Below are 13,717 nucleotides of genomic sequence, written 5' to 3'. Positions count from 1 at the left end.
GCAGGCTGCTCACAAGAGCATATATAATTATTTTACAATACTCATTACAAATTACCTATAAAAAGCATCACACCATACGATGTATAATTCGGGCTAAAATAGCTATATACTATACTAGGAGGTACACATGATTAAACAAGTTCTATCCGATGACATTATCAAACAATACTTACCAATCTTAACAGCTTGCCCCCTATTCAATACATTGGGTATACCAGAATTAACGAGCTACTTACATAATGCAAAAGTGATTATAAAGAATTACAAAAAGAACGACTTTATCGCTATTTCAGGAGATCCTATGGAAGGAATTGGCGTTATCTTGGAAGGCAGTGCTATTCTTACGCGTGAAAATGTGCTAGGACAACGAGTTATCATGGCCAATTTAGAGGCATCCTCTATTTTTGGGGAAGCCTTGCTATTTAGTAAGCATCCACTTTGGCCAGCCACCATAAAAGCATTAAAGCCAACCAAAATTATGTTTATACCACTCGAAACATTTATCGAAACATTACCGGATTGCCATCAATGCCAAACCAAAATCCTTTCTAATCTATTAGAGGATTTATCGGAAAAAGCATTGCTTCTTACCAAAAAAGTTCATTATTTAACATTAAAGGGCATGCGTGAAAAAATTTACGCATATCTTACAGATATATACACGATGCAACACAGTGAAAAATTGGTTTTACCTCATAATCGCGAACAAATGGCGGAAGCCCTCAACGTTTCACGTACTGCGTTAAGCCGTGAGCTTGGAAGATTGCGCGACGAAGGTATCATTGAAATCAATGGCCGCCATGTGACATTATTAGACCCTCAACAAATTGTAGAATTTGGATTTAACAATTAAATACAGCGTGCACGCAACACAAAACCGCCTAGGCATAGCCTTAGGCGGTTTATTGTATATATGTATAGAATTAGAACCAATGAGATAAGTCAAATTCTTCCCCAATGGTTGCTTTCACATGAGCTCGACCTAAATAGAGACCAAGTAATGTAAGAGAAATAGAACACATAGGACTTTCATCATAGACGCGAGCCAAATCAGAAAGAACCGGACTAATATCGTCCATGATTTGACGAGCCTCTTCCCCTCTAAATGCAGTAGGTTTACTCTTCATCAAAGCTATGAGATCACGTTGCACCATTGGATCAGAGATGCGAGCCTCTCTAAAGAAGCGTTGTGCCAAGGATTCATCGACGACAGCCAATTTATAAAGATTAGAGTTTAAGCTGCGCACTACAAATCGTGGATCTACGCCGCGACCATCAGTAGCACGGAATAACTCTTCCTTTGTAAAGCCACGATAGTTAAATACAAACGGATAGGAATTACTCAATAATTGCGTCAATGTTACGGACTCACGTTCTTGCTGAGTACAACGTAAATAATCTAGCTGACGATAAAACGATGAGTCATGAGGCAAATCCGAAATAAATGGTTCGATATATTTTTCCACATAATGTTGGAAATGAATACGTCCATAGTTATTAGAATTACGAGAGTATTGTAATAATAATGTTAACGCCATTACTTGAAAGTGTCCTAATGTAAGATGGGGCAAAACGCGCAACGCATCAAAAGCTACCAAGTACGGTGTACTCGACTTAGGCGATTGAACCACATCGGAAAAGGCTTCTAGCGCAGCTGTTTTCATCCAAGTCGTCGGAGATCCTGCATAGGCTTTTTGCATAGCCAATAATGCTTCTTGAATTACGATATTTTGCAATAGTAATTTGACTTCGCTTAATTTCGCAATGCCTAAAACGGCTAATGCATCCCGCGTAATATCTGCAACGAATTGCATAGCATCACCATGAACGACACCGAAAGCATGAGCAAATGGTTCAATTGCAAGGGCTACGCGTTTATCCTCTTGTGCAGCCTGTGCCCATGGACCAATTGGTTCTGGCTCATCCTCTTCTTTGTTGGATAAATGTTCATTAATTTCATCGGCATTAAACATGCGTGTTTCTTCTAATGCAGATGGACCTTGTGGATTTACAGCTTCACTATTTTCACTGCCAAACATCTGCGTTGCATCAGCATCAAAGCATCGTGTTTCGTCCATTACATCAGGAGACTCGCCTAATGCAATAGTATCCTCTGTAGAAGATTCAACAGCAGGAATTTCCATCGTTTTTTCTGTATCAGTCACTGCATCAATAGGTTCTGCAACAACGGGTTCTGTAACAATAGGTTCTGCGGTAACAGAATTCTCAAAATCATGTTGTTCTACAGGATTATGTAATTGAATAGCATCCTTACTAATAGATGTTCGTTCATCAACATGAGCCTCGTATACATCAACATCATCATGTGTTTCCCGAGGTGTTATATGAACCTTCTCTTGTTCATACAAACGCCCTGGACGTGATGTTTTTGGAGGCTTTGATATTACGGAATGCGCTTCACTGTTACTTTCACTTTTATTAAATACCGCATAGCATACTCCAAAGAAACCAAGTACGACAACGGCCAATACGACATATGGGATAAACGTTGACATTACATTCTCCTCTTATAATAATGCGTCATTATATACCGCACGGATACCGCCGATACTCTTAGGGCGAACACGACAAGCTGTCACATGAGCTTCCCCAATTTCTTTTAAGCTTAATCGTACAGGAACCGTTACATGTTTCATATGCATACCAATGAAAGTATCGCCTATATCGATTCCCGCATCTGCTTGTATAAATTCAACAATTACAGGATCCTTAAAGCGGTTATACGCAGTCATAGCCATAGCGCCACCAGCATGCAATTGAGGAACAACATTACATTCCTCTTCCCAAGTCATAGCCTCACGTTCCATTACAAGGGCTCTATTTAAATGTTCACAACATTGTACAGCAAGATATAAACCTCGTTCGCTAACAGCTTTATAAATCTCATCAAATACAACAGCTGCTACATCCTCATGAGAATCAGTGCCAATCTTTTTACCACAAATCTCACTTGTAGAACATCCCACTACAAATAGCTGTCCTTCGTGTACCTTTGCTACTGTTAAGAGTTCTTCCATAGCAGTATGTACTTCTTGTCTAATTGTTTCAATAGAATGCATGATATCGCCCCTTTTTAATATTCAAATCTATAAATATATTATCATAAATTATATGTCTTTTATAGACCAAACTATAGGACATATGCGTGAAATTCTTATGATAAATTAATCTATTGTATATGTTACTAGTTTGAAATACAAAAAAGAGGCTCGCTAAAGCAAGCCTCTTCCAATCACTCAGTGGTGATATTAGATTTTTCTGTAAGGTTTTTGGCCTTGTTCGTAGAAGTTGTTACCTTCAGTATCGCCAACTACGATGCAAGGGAAATCTTCAACTGTCAATTCAGCCAAAGCTTCTGGACCAAGTTCACCATAAGCAAGTACTTCGTATTTTTTGATGGATTTTGCAATCAATGCTGCAGCGCCACCAACTGCTGCGAAGTATGTGCAACCATTTTTCTTCATGGATTCAACTACTTCTGGTTTACGGGAACCTTTACCAATCATGCCTTTGATACCTTGGTCAAGCATTGTTGGTGTGTAAGCATCCATACGACCGGAAGTTGTAGGACCAGCGGAACCAATTGGATCACCAGGTTTTGCAGGTGTTGGTCCAAGATAATAAACGAATTTATTTGTCCAGTCGATTGGTAATTTTTCACCACGCGCTAAAGCTTCAGTCATAACTTTATGAGCAGCGTCACGAGCGGAGTAAATTTTACCAGTGATAAGAACGCTATCACCAACTTTTAATTTGCGGGAAAACTCTTCATTATATTCTTCAGTATTAATGCGAATTGATTCAGCCATTGTTTTTACCTCCTATCGATTAAAGTACTACGTGAGCATGACGAGCAGCATGGCACATGATAGTAACTGCAACAGGAAGACCTGCGATGTGAGTTGCACCCCATTCGATGTTTACACCGATACAAGTTGTAGTGCCACCCAATTGTGGTCCAATACCAGTTTTGTTAACCATTTCCATGATTTCTTCTTCTAATTTTGCATAGTCTGCATCTTTATGAGGTACGCTAATGTCACGAAGCAACGCTTTTTTGGACATAACTGCTGCTTGGTCCATAGTACCGCCAATACCAATGCCGAGTACAATTGGAGGGCATGGGTTAGGACCTGCATGTTTTACGATTTCAAGGACTGCATTTTTAACGCCTTCCACACCATCAGCAGGTACGAGCATAGCTACATCGGATTTATTTTCAGAACCGAAACCTTTTAATTCTACTTGAATATCTACTTTATCGCCAGGAACGATTTCAGTATAGATGATTGCAGGTGTGTTATTTTGTGTATTTTTACGATTGAACAATGGTTCAGCTACAACGGATTTACGAAGATAACCTTCAACATAACCAGCTGCAACACCAGCATTGATAGCTTCTGTAAGATCACCACCAACGAAATGAACATCTTGACCAACTTTTAAGAATACCATAGTCATACCAGTATCTTGGCAGTATGGACGATCTTCAGCATCAGCAATTTCTGCATTTTTGATGATTTGATCGAGAACGATGCAACCAACTGGAGACTCTTCTGTTTCACGGCCTTTTTTCAAGCCTTCATAGATGTCTTTTGGCAAGTGGTAAGCTGCGTCCATACACATTTGACGGACTGTTTTTGTGATTTCAGATACTTGAATCTCGCGCAAGATAATCCCTCCTCAGGAAAATAATTAGATATTAACTCTAATACAATGAGATACATTTATTCTCAAAGTGTTAAGCTAAGATTAACTCTATGACTCCATACTAGCACACTACCGAAGGCCTTTCAACGCTTTACCTATACAGTTTTCTCAATGAAATTTATCGATTTGATAATTATTTTCAATGATTAATTATACCTTTTTTATGCACTTTGATAATATTAAAAATAGTAGCTTAACTCTAATAAAAGGCTATATAACTGTAATAAATATCACATTATATTATTGTATATGGTTCGTTTCCAATCAATATGTGTTCTAACCATAAAATATATTGCTTTCTTTAATGAGATTATCTATCATTTTTATATAAAAAGATTTTAATTATGAGTATGTATAACGATTATCTTCAATACAATTAATTTACTAACTCCCCTATTCATCAAGGAGTTCATATACACAAAAACACGCTTAATTACTGGATTTCTTGCCAATATATATAATTATCGATTTTTATGACTATCTTATCAAATTATTTTATCATTCCTCAAACTCTGTCTATTATGTGTTTTAGTTATAGTATATGCTAAAAATTTTTAACTTTTTATAACATTTCCCCTTGCTATTATCGATATGTTCCTTTATAATAATCACTATATTATTCCTCGATAGCTCAGTTGGTAGAGCAATCGGCTGTTAACCGATCGGTCGTAGGTTCGAGTCCTACTCGGGGAGCCAATATTGGCCCGTTGGTCAAGCGGTTAAGACACCGCCCTTTCACGGCGGTATCCCGGGTTCGATTCCCGGACGGGTCACCACATGGACGATTAGCTCAGCTGGGAGAGCGCCTGCCTTACAAGCAGGATGTCGGCAGTTCGATCCTGTCATCGTCCACCACAGTAAGAAGCAAGCTGACGCTTGCTTCTTTTTTATTGCAACTATGGTATACTGTAAGATATAGTTTTGATTATATTTATATCAAGGAGAGTCGAATATGAACTTTAGAGAAGCAACCATGCGTATCAGTTTTTGTCTCGCCTTAGCATTTGTTTCAACTTTCACAATCGCTAATGCAGCAAATGTAGATGCTCAAACTACAAAAGCCCGTTCTATTCCTATTGCGCCAGTAAAGATCATCCCTGATCCTGGCACTATCAAAACGTCGCCGATTCAAATTACTTCGACCACGTCAAATACACCATCTACAGTGGGAAAGGCTAACTACGATGGCCATTTAGATAATTTCCCATCTCGCAAGGTAACACTTGTAGTACCAACAACATTGCGCAATGAAAATACGGCTGCCTTTGGTAAATATTTATCCGATTCAGTGGCAAATGTCTTGCGCTATCCATACTACGATACAACCGTAGTAAGCACCAACACACCATTAGCACAAATCACAGCCGTTGATTTAGCCGAAGTGGCAGCATCACAACATTCCGAAATTGTCATTATGCCGGTGCCAATGCAAGACATATATGTACAATTACCAACGTCCTATCTCAGCCAATACTATCATGATGATAGCGACGACATTCACATTCAAGCTAAAGTATCTGCTATGATTTATTTCTACGATACTAATGAAGGTATCGTTCACACCATCCGTAGTGGTTTTAACCAAATCGATGATACCTTGACTATGCCAACACATAAATCCATATGGAATAAAGTCATAAAAGACTTACTTGAACAATTACCATATAAACGTGTTCCAACGGATCGAGATCGTTATCAAGCTCCTGGTATTAATGCAGAAATGCCAGTTGTTCCAGACTATGAATTTCAAGTAGAACAACCAAAAAATACAGCTTACTCGCTAAAAGGTGTTAGTGTATTATAATTCAAAACAATGCAACAGCAAAAGGGTGTCGCCCACATGGGTGACACCCTTTTTGCGTATACAAGCAAATAAGGAGTACTACAAGAGTACTCCTTATTTACCAAGGCTATATCAATGTATAACTACTATATGCGTTGTGTTACCTTTAAACGAAGTAATGCCCGAGCTAAGGCGAGTTCAGCACGCTCTACATCTATATCAGGTGTAGGGTTAGACAAACGGCCTTCAGCGCGTTCTTTTGCTCGTTTTGCGCGATCGATATCGATGACTTCTGGGCTTTCACAATTAGGTGTTACAATGCTCACCTTGTTGTGTTCAATTTCAACAAAGCCTCCGAAAACAGCAAATGTATGCTGTTGTCCATCAGGATTATCGACACGTAGAGGTGCTATATCAAGAGCGATAATCATAGGTGCATGATTAGGCAATACACCAAATTCGCCATCGATAGCATGTCCTACGAAAAAGTCAGCCTTATCATCATATACAATCGCATCAGGTGTTATTATCGTTAGGGTCATAGGTTCCGCCATGGATTATTCCCCCTTCTCTTGCATTTCCTTTGCTTTTGCAACGGCTTCATCAATGGTACCAACCATGTAGAATGCGCCTTCTGGTAAATCATCATGTTTACCATCAAGGATTTCTTTAAAGCCACGCAATGTTTCTTGTAATGGTACATATTTACCAGGAGAACCAGTAAATACTTCCGCTACGAAGAATGGTTGACTCAAGAAACGTTGAATTTTACGAGCCCGAGATACAGTTAACTTATCTTCATCAGATAATTCTTCCATACCAAGGATTGCGATGATATCTTGTAAGTCGCGATATTTTTGCAACACTTCTTGAACACCACGAGCCACGTTATAATGTTCATCCCCAAGTACATGAGGATCCAAAATACGGCTTGTAGAATCAAGTGGATCTACGGCAGGATAAATACCAAGTTCCGCAATGGAACGGGACAATACTGTTGTTGCATCCAAGTGAGCAAATGTAGCTGCTGGTGCAGGGTCAGTCAAGTCATCGGCAGGTACGTATACGGCTTGTACAGACGTAATGGAACCTTCTTTAGTAGATGTAATACGTTCTTGCAACGCCCCAACGTCATTTGCCAATGTAGGTTGATAACCTACAGCAGATGGCATACGACCTAAAAGGGCAGATACTTCAGAGCCGGCTTGAATGAAACGGAAGATGTTATCGATAAACAAGAGCACGTCTTGTTTCTTCACATCACGGAAATATTCAGCCATTGTAAGGCCGGTCAAACCAACGCGCATACGAGCCCCAGGTGGCTCATTCATTTGGCCATATACCAAGGCTGTTTTATTAATAACGCCGGATTCCTTCATTTCGTTCCAAAGGTCATTACCTTCACGGGTACGTTCACCTACACCGGAGAATACGGAATAGCCACCATGTTCTGTTGCAACATTGTGAATCAATTCCATAATCAATACGGTTTTACCTACGCCGGCACCGCCGAACAAACCGATTTTACCACCTTTTACATATGGTGCAATCAAGTCTACGACTTTGATACCAGTTTCGAGGATTTGCGTATCTGGTGAAAGGTCATCAAATTTAGGTGCTGGACGATGGATAGGCCACATTTCATCAGCTACTACAGGAGCTGGATCATGGTCTACGGTTTCCCCTAGCACATTAAAGATACGACCCAATACACCTTCACCAACTGGTACGGAGATTGCAGTACCAGTATCTTCTGCTTCCATACCACGGGTCATACCATCAGTAGAACTCATAGCAACGCAACGAACCATGTCGTCACCCAAGTGTTGCATAACTTCTACTACAATTTTTTGTCTATCGTGCGCTTTATGGTCATGGTAGATGTGGATGGCGTTATAGATAGCTGGTAAGTGACCAGCTTCAAAACGCACGTCTACAACTGGGCCGATGACCTGCACCACTTTCCCAATATTATTACTCATTAAGAGGTCTCTCCTTATCTATTGCAAGGCATTAGCACCGCCAACAATTTCAGAAATTTCATTCGTAATACTGGATTGACGTAATTTGTTATATTCAAGCCCTAAGGAACTGATGAGATCCCCAGCATTATCAGTAGCAGACGTCATAGCTGTCATACGAGCACCTAATTCGCTAGCTGCCGCTTGTAGTAATCCATTATATACGGTAATTTCTAAATATTTTGGTAATAATGCATCCAGAACTGCTGCAGGGTCCGGCATAAATTCATACTCTTCGCCCTTAACTTCATCATCTGGTTGCTCTAACGGTAGAATGCGCTCTGCCTGTGCAATTTGCGTCATAGAATTTACAAAGCGCGTATAAATCATGATAACTTCGTCAACTTCATGACGTTCATATAATGAAAGTGCATGATCCATAATATGTCGCGCGTGTTCGTAACTCGGTTTGTCGGAAAAACCACTGTACGATTGATCAATGTGATAGTGACGAGATTTCAAACTATCCTTTGGTTTTCGCCCAGCTGTAATGAGGCAATATTCATCAGTAGTTTTTTGACCGATTTGTTCCATTGCCAATTTTAATACATTAGACGAGTAGGCGCCTGCAAGGCCCTTGTCAGCACCGATAACGATATAACAAGTTCTCTTCACAGGTCTACTTTCAAGTAGAGGACTTACATAATCTCGTAAATCACTAGTGGAGATATGACGCAAGATTTGCCCTATTTTTTCTGCGTATGGCCGCGTTGCATCAGCTTTCGCTTGAGCCCTACGAAGACGAGCAGAAGCTACCATCTTCATCGCTTTTGTTATTTGTTGCGTATTAGTAACACTCTTTATACGCTTTCGCAAATCTTGTGCACTAGCCATACATTACGCCTCCTTACGGGAAACTAATGTATGTGTAGCACCAAAGGCTTCTACACATTCCGGAATAGCTTGTTTCAACAAGTTTTCTGTTGTTTCATCAAGTTTATTTGTGCTTTCAATATTGCTGATAATTTCAGGATAATTTGCACGAATAAAACGCAATAATTCCGCTTCAAAAGCCAATACATCATCTACTTGGATACTAGCTAAGTAGCCCTTAGTACCAGCGTATAAATTAATAACCATTTCGGCTACACTCATTGGCTCATATTGACCTTGTTTTAACATTTCAGTCAAACGTTCACCACGGTCCAATTGTGCTTTTGTAGCTGCATCAAGATCGGAACCGAACTGAGCGAATGCTGCCAATTCGCGATATTGAGCAAGGTCCAAACGCAATTGACCTGCTACTTGTTTCATCGCTTTAGTTTGTGCACTACCACCTACACGAGATACGGACAAACCTACGTCAACAGCAGGACGGATACCGGAGTAGAACATATCTGTACCCAAGAAAATTTGACCATCAGTAATGGAAATTACGTTTGTAGGAATGTAGGCTGATACGTCACCCGCTTGCGTTTCAATGATTGGCAATGCTGTAATAGAACCGCCACCAAGTTCTGGTGAAAGTTTCGCAGCACGTTCCAATAGACGGCTGTGTAAGTAGAATACGTCCCCTGGATACGCTTCACGCCCTGGTGGACGGCGTAATAATAGAGACATAGCGCGGTATGCAGCCGCTTGTTTTGTTAAGTCATCATATACGCAGAGTACATGTTTTCCTTTGTACATGAAATATTCGCCCATTGCAACACCTGCATACGGAGCAATGTATTGTAATGGAGCTCCTGTAGAAGCACTAGCAGAAACGACGATTGTATAATCCAATGCGCCAGTTTCTTCTAACTTTTGTACTACACGAGCTACAGTAGATTCTTTTTGACCAATTGCTACATAGATACAGATAACATCTTTACCTTTTTGGTTGATGATTGTATCAAGAGCAATTGCTGTTTTACCTGTACCACGGTCACCAATGATAAGCTCACGTTGGCCACGGCCAATTGGTACCATCGCATCGATAGCTTTCAAGCCTGTTTGCAAAGGTTCATTTACAGATTGACGATCCGCAATACCAGGTGCTGGATGTTCTACAGGACGGCGTTCTGTCGCTTGAATAGCACCCTTACCATCGATAGGTTGACCCAACGGATTAACTACACGACCAATAAGGGCATCCCCTACTGGTACGTCCATGATTTTGCCGGTACGGCGTACTTCATCGCCTTCTTTAATCAAGAAGTCGTCACCAAGTAGTACGGCACCAACATTGTCTAATTCTAAGTTCAAAACCAGGCCATATACGCCGTGTGGTAATTCTAACAATTCACCGGCCATGGCTCTTTCAAGACCATAAATATGGGCGATGCCATCCCCTACGTCGAGGACAGTACCCACGTCATCGACATTAAGGTCAACATCATAGTCCTGAATCTGCTGTTTGATTATAGCAGTGATTTCTTCAGGCTTCATTTTCATATATACCCATTCACCCCAATCTAATAGAGTCAGTTCGTACTAACGTTTTTTTCAATTCGTCTAAGCGACGTGCAATCGATCCATCAATGCGTTTATCACCGATTTGAATGATAATACCACCCATGATTCTAGGGTCTTGACGCACCGATACAATGACATCCTTGCCGGTCATCGCTTGTAATTTAGCTTGTACATCATCACGCAATGTATCAGTTAATGGTTCTGCTACAGTTACAATTGCTTCTAAAATACCTCGTGCTTCGCGAGATTTTTTTATGAAAGCTCTAATTGTATCTTGCAAATAACGATATCTGCCACGTTTAACCATGACATACATGAAATGAAGTACTGTCTTTTCTACAGCAGTGCCAAAGACCCTTCCAAGTAGAGAAATCTTTGCATCTGCTTCCACAATAGGATTATTAATAAACCCTACCAATTCTGGTTGTTCATTAAGAACAGAGTCCACATATAAAAGATTTTCTTCTGTAGTTACTAAATTACCTTGTTCTTGAGCTAGCTCTAACATAGCTGAACTGTATTTATCTGCTACAATTTCTGTGCTCATAATATCACAACCCTATCGTTTTACTATCAAGTTTCGCAATAGCGTCTTCAATTAATTTTGTATTAGTTTCGCTGTCCATATCTTTTGCCACAACCTTAGTCGCCATTGCAACAGATAAGGAAATAACTTCGTTACGCAAATTATTCATAGCACGATCACGTTCGTTTACGATATCTTGACGAGCTCGTTCTTTTTCACGTTCAATTTGTTCACGAGCCGCTGCCAATTGTTCACGCGTAGTCGCTTCTGCTTGTTGCACTGCCTTTTCAACGATTTGTTGAGCCTCTTGACGTGCATTCGCTATTTGCGCAGCATAATCAGCTTTGAATTGTTCCGCTTCATTACGAGCAGCTTGAGCATCTGCTAAGTCCTTAGCAATGCGTTCTTTACGCTCTTGCATCATAGAAACCAATGGTTTATATGCAAAACGGGCCAAAATCCAAACTAATATAAAAAAGTTTAGCATTTGAGCAAGAATTGTCCCTAGCGTTAAATCTACCAAGGTCGTTCCTCCTCGCTATTATCTGAACAATAAAATGAAAGCAACTACTACGCCGATGATAGGCATAGCTTCGATTAAGCCGATAGCTACGAACATTGTGGACATTAATTGACCGCGCAATTCAGGTTGACGTGTAATACCTTCAATAACTTTACTAGCTACCATGCCGTCACCAATACCTGCCGCGATAGCACCACAACCTACTGCGATTGCCGCAGCTAATGCGAATAAACCTTGAACTTCCATAATAAATCCTCCATTAAAATTAATGTTCTTCACTTAATGCCATGCCTAAATAGTTGGCTGTTAGAACTGTAAAAATAAAAGCTTGAATAATACCAATAAATAAACTGAAAGCAATCCAAACCCATGGTACAGGTACGAACCAAGGCAAATTATAAAGGATTTCCAATAAAATTTCGCCAGCTACAATATTACCAAATAGACGGAAAGCTAATGTGATAGGTTTTGCTATTTCTTCAAATATGTTTAGAACTAGCATAGCCTTATAAGGCTGTAAGAAATGATTAAAATAAGATAAGCCTTTAACTTTAATCCCCATTCCCCAAACTATAAAGCTACTGCACAATGCGAGTGCCGCTGTTGTATTAATATCCGCCGTAGGCGAAGTAACAGCATGTAGCGTTGGCAATAAACCAAGCTCATTACCAACAAAGATAAATAAGAAGAATGTGAATAACAATGAACTCACCATCGGCCAGTGTTTCCCAAGCGTTGGCGATAATTGACCTTCTAATGCTTCCAATATAGTTTCCACTACATTTTGAACACCCGAAGGCACTAAAGCTCGATTTCGCGTAGCAAGCACGGAAATGATGATGACGATCGCCATCGTAATCCACGTAGCAATTAATGTATCGATGTTAAACGATAAACCTAGCCACTGTACTACTTGATGGTGACCCGCATGCAGTTCCACAGACTCAACCCCTTTCTCACGTAGCAATATAAATTTTATATATATCCATATAATATATATCTATGTATTATCATACCTCTTTATAGGTATATAATCAACACTTCCAGAGTAAACAATTCGTGATTTACATATTAAAAATGCATTTTATGCATTTAAAATTCATAATAGGAATGTAATTAATCCTTATTTCATGCGATTTAGTCCTATCGCCCAATGCAATAAATTTTATTACTTACTTAATCGCCAAAACACGATATACAATACAGGCTGTATAAGTACAACTGAAATCAATAAGCTCTCAGCTCGTACACCAGGTATTTGCAATCCTATAACTACGAAGGCGCCAATCAGAGCCAATCGCCACATCATTTGACGTCGCGCCTTAGCTACAGCCTGGTGTGGATTGCCATATGCTAGCCCTTTATTATGTAGACCTAACAGTACTAAATAAACCATCATAGTCAACATGCCCCATAACCAACCAAGCACGTACTGATTCCAGCCCACAATATATTGGACAAGTAGGCCTAAAAAGGTAACAAAAAAACAGGCCCATAGCACATGACGTATGAATTTAATATATTGATTCATAAATACCTCACTATTTAACCTGTTTATATAACATATAAAAGCCTGTTACGGCACCGATTAATCCAAGAATAACCATGCATAGTGGCATAGTATCCATCCATGTATCCAGTTTATATCCTATCCAGATAAATCCACCGATACAAAATAGAAGGGTCAGCCCTGCCGATGTAGCCATCGCCAGAGCTTTCACCATATCCTTATCCAT

General features: G+C 39.9%; 16 protein-coding genes and 3 tRNA genes. 5 read left to right on the top strand and 14 right to left on the bottom strand.

The window, feature by feature from the left end:
* The first annotated feature begins 127 nt into the window (after positions 1 to 127).
* The gene (locus tag HMPREF1477_RS07910; protein WP_016476488.1) at positions 128 to 853 is read left to right on the top strand and encodes a Crp/Fnr family transcriptional regulator; all 726 of its coding nucleotides are present in this window, start codon (positions 128 to 130) and stop codon (positions 851 to 853) included.
* A 70-nt stretch (positions 854 to 923) separates the two neighbouring features.
* Here the strand turns inward: HMPREF1477_RS07910 and HMPREF1477_RS07905 are convergent, their stop codons facing one another.
* From HMPREF1477_RS07905 to HMPREF1477_RS07890, 4 genes are all read right to left on the bottom strand, one after another.
* Positions 924 to 2,516, bottom strand: a complete 1,593-nt coding sequence (locus HMPREF1477_RS07905) for an LPO_1073/Vpar_1526 family protein (protein WP_016476487.1) — start codon at positions 2,514 to 2,516, stop codon at positions 924 to 926.
* 12 nt (positions 2,517 to 2,528) lie between these two features.
* Positions 2,529 to 3,080, bottom strand: a complete 552-nt coding sequence (locus tag HMPREF1477_RS07900; RefSeq protein WP_005377059.1) for a TIGR01440 family protein — start codon at positions 3,078 to 3,080, stop codon at positions 2,529 to 2,531.
* Between the two features lie 189 nt (positions 3,081 to 3,269).
* Entirely contained in the window at positions 3,270 to 3,830 is a 561-nt protein-coding gene (locus tag HMPREF1477_RS07895; RefSeq protein ID WP_005377058.1) for a Fe-S-containing hydro-lyase, read from the bottom strand.
* 19 nt (positions 3,831 to 3,849) lie between these two features.
* On the bottom strand, positions 3,850 to 4,692 hold the full coding sequence (locus tag HMPREF1477_RS07890) for a fumarate hydratase (protein WP_005377154.1): 843 nt from the start codon (positions 4,690 to 4,692) through the stop codon (positions 3,850 to 3,852).
* 659 nt (positions 4,693 to 5,351) lie between these two features.
* Here HMPREF1477_RS07890 and HMPREF1477_RS07885 point away from each other — a divergent pair.
* From HMPREF1477_RS07885 to HMPREF1477_RS07870, 4 genes are all read left to right on the top strand, one after another.
* Positions 5,352 to 5,427: transfer RNA gene (locus HMPREF1477_RS07885), tRNA-Asn, on the top strand.
* A 5-nt stretch (positions 5,428 to 5,432) separates the two neighbouring features.
* Positions 5,433 to 5,507 (top strand) — tRNA-Glu (locus tag HMPREF1477_RS07880).
* 3 nt (positions 5,508 to 5,510) lie between these two features.
* Positions 5,511 to 5,586 (top strand) — tRNA-Val (locus HMPREF1477_RS07875).
* A gap of 97 nt (positions 5,587 to 5,683) precedes the next feature.
* Positions 5,684 to 6,535: a hypothetical protein gene (locus HMPREF1477_RS07870; RefSeq protein ID WP_005377182.1), complete on the top strand. Its 852-nt coding sequence runs from the start codon at positions 5,684 to 5,686 to the stop codon at positions 6,533 to 6,535.
* Between the two features lie 125 nt (positions 6,536 to 6,660).
* Here the strand turns inward: HMPREF1477_RS07870 and atpC are convergent, their stop codons facing one another.
* From atpC to HMPREF1477_RS07820, 10 genes are all read right to left on the bottom strand, one after another.
* Complete coding sequence (gene atpC, locus HMPREF1477_RS07865; RefSeq protein WP_016476486.1) at positions 6,661 to 7,068, bottom strand: ATP synthase F1 subunit epsilon; 408 nt, start codon at positions 7,066 to 7,068, stop codon at positions 6,661 to 6,663.
* Positions 7,069 to 7,071: 3 nt separating this feature from the next.
* Positions 7,072 to 8,496, bottom strand: a complete 1,425-nt coding sequence (atpD, locus tag HMPREF1477_RS07860) for a F0F1 ATP synthase subunit beta (RefSeq protein WP_016476485.1) — start codon at positions 8,494 to 8,496, stop codon at positions 7,072 to 7,074.
* Between the two features lie 18 nt (positions 8,497 to 8,514).
* Entirely contained in the window at positions 8,515 to 9,369 is an 855-nt protein-coding gene (gene atpG, locus HMPREF1477_RS07855) for an ATP synthase F1 subunit gamma (protein WP_016476484.1), read from the bottom strand.
* A 3-nt stretch (positions 9,370 to 9,372) separates the two neighbouring features.
* Positions 9,373 to 10,911: a F0F1 ATP synthase subunit alpha gene (gene atpA, locus HMPREF1477_RS07850; RefSeq protein ID WP_016476483.1), complete on the bottom strand. Its 1,539-nt coding sequence runs from the start codon at positions 10,909 to 10,911 to the stop codon at positions 9,373 to 9,375.
* 10 nt (positions 10,912 to 10,921) lie between these two features.
* Entirely contained in the window at positions 10,922 to 11,479 is a 558-nt protein-coding gene (gene atpH, locus HMPREF1477_RS07845; RefSeq protein WP_016476482.1) for an ATP synthase F1 subunit delta, read from the bottom strand.
* 4 nt (positions 11,480 to 11,483) lie between these two features.
* Entirely contained in the window at positions 11,484 to 11,981 is a 498-nt protein-coding gene (gene atpF / locus HMPREF1477_RS07840; RefSeq protein ID WP_005381595.1) for a F0F1 ATP synthase subunit B, read from the bottom strand.
* Positions 11,982 to 11,999: 18 nt separating this feature from the next.
* Positions 12,000 to 12,227, bottom strand: a complete 228-nt coding sequence (atpE, locus tag HMPREF1477_RS07835) for a F0F1 ATP synthase subunit C (RefSeq protein WP_005377043.1) — start codon at positions 12,225 to 12,227, stop codon at positions 12,000 to 12,002.
* Between the two features lie 19 nt (positions 12,228 to 12,246).
* Positions 12,247 to 12,921 carry a F0F1 ATP synthase subunit A gene (gene atpB, locus HMPREF1477_RS07830; RefSeq protein ID WP_005377061.1) on the bottom strand — a complete coding sequence of 225 codons (675 nt, stop codon included), beginning with the start codon at positions 12,919 to 12,921 and terminating at the stop codon, positions 12,247 to 12,249.
* A gap of 228 nt (positions 12,922 to 13,149) precedes the next feature.
* Entirely contained in the window at positions 13,150 to 13,512 is a 363-nt protein-coding gene (locus HMPREF1477_RS07825) for a hypothetical protein (RefSeq protein ID WP_005377033.1), read from the bottom strand.
* A gap of 10 nt (positions 13,513 to 13,522) precedes the next feature.
* Entirely contained in the window at positions 13,523 to 13,717 is a 195-nt protein-coding gene (locus tag HMPREF1477_RS07820) for an AtpZ/AtpI family protein (protein ID WP_038148240.1), read from the bottom strand.

Origin of the sequence: Veillonella sp. HPA0037 (genome assembly GCF_000411535.1) — a bacterium.
Taxonomy (GTDB): domain Bacteria; phylum Bacillota; class Negativicutes; order Veillonellales; family Veillonellaceae; genus Veillonella; species Veillonella atypica.
This window is presented reverse-complemented; position numbering and strand designations above follow the sequence as displayed.

Bases quoted from the DNA above. Each gene is read 5' to 3' on its own strand.
- HMPREF1477_RS07900 (WP_005377059.1), bottom strand. From the start codon at position 3,080: ATGCATTCTATTGAAACAATTAGACAAGAAGTACATACTGCTATGGAA.
- HMPREF1477_RS07820 (WP_038148240.1), bottom strand. From the start codon at position 13,717: ATGGATAAGGATATGGTGAAAGCTCTGGCGATGGCTACATCGGCAGGG.
- HMPREF1477_RS07825 (WP_005377033.1), bottom strand. From the start codon at position 13,512: ATGAATCAATATATTAAATTCATACGTCATGTGCTATGGGCCTGTTTT.
- HMPREF1477_RS07870 (WP_005377182.1), top strand. From the start codon at position 5,684: ATGAACTTTAGAGAAGCAACCATGCGTATCAGTTTTTGTCTCGCCTTA.
- atpE (WP_005377043.1), bottom strand. From the start codon at position 12,227: ATGGAAGTTCAAGGTTTATTCGCATTAGCTGCGGCAATCGCAGTAGGT.
- atpC (WP_016476486.1), bottom strand. From the start codon at position 7,068: ATGGCGGAACCTATGACCCTAACGATAATAACACCTGATGCGATTGTA.
- atpD (WP_016476485.1), bottom strand. From the start codon at position 8,496: ATGAGTAATAATATTGGGAAAGTGGTGCAGGTCATCGGCCCAGTTGTA.
- HMPREF1477_RS07910 (WP_016476488.1), top strand. From the start codon at position 128: ATGATTAAACAAGTTCTATCCGATGACATTATCAAACAATACTTACCA.
- atpA (WP_016476483.1), bottom strand. From the start codon at position 10,911: ATGAAAATGAAGCCTGAAGAAATCACTGCTATAATCAAACAGCAGATT.
- HMPREF1477_RS07895 (WP_005377058.1), bottom strand. From the start codon at position 3,830: ATGGCTGAATCAATTCGCATTAATACTGAAGAATATAATGAAGAGTTT.
- HMPREF1477_RS07905 (WP_016476487.1), bottom strand. From the start codon at position 2,516: ATGTCAACGTTTATCCCATATGTCGTATTGGCCGTTGTCGTACTTGGT.
- atpH (WP_016476482.1), bottom strand. From the start codon at position 11,479: ATGAGCACAGAAATTGTAGCAGATAAATACAGTTCAGCTATGTTAGAG.
- atpG (WP_016476484.1), bottom strand. From the start codon at position 9,369: ATGGCTAGTGCACAAGATTTGCGAAAGCGTATAAAGAGTGTTACTAAT.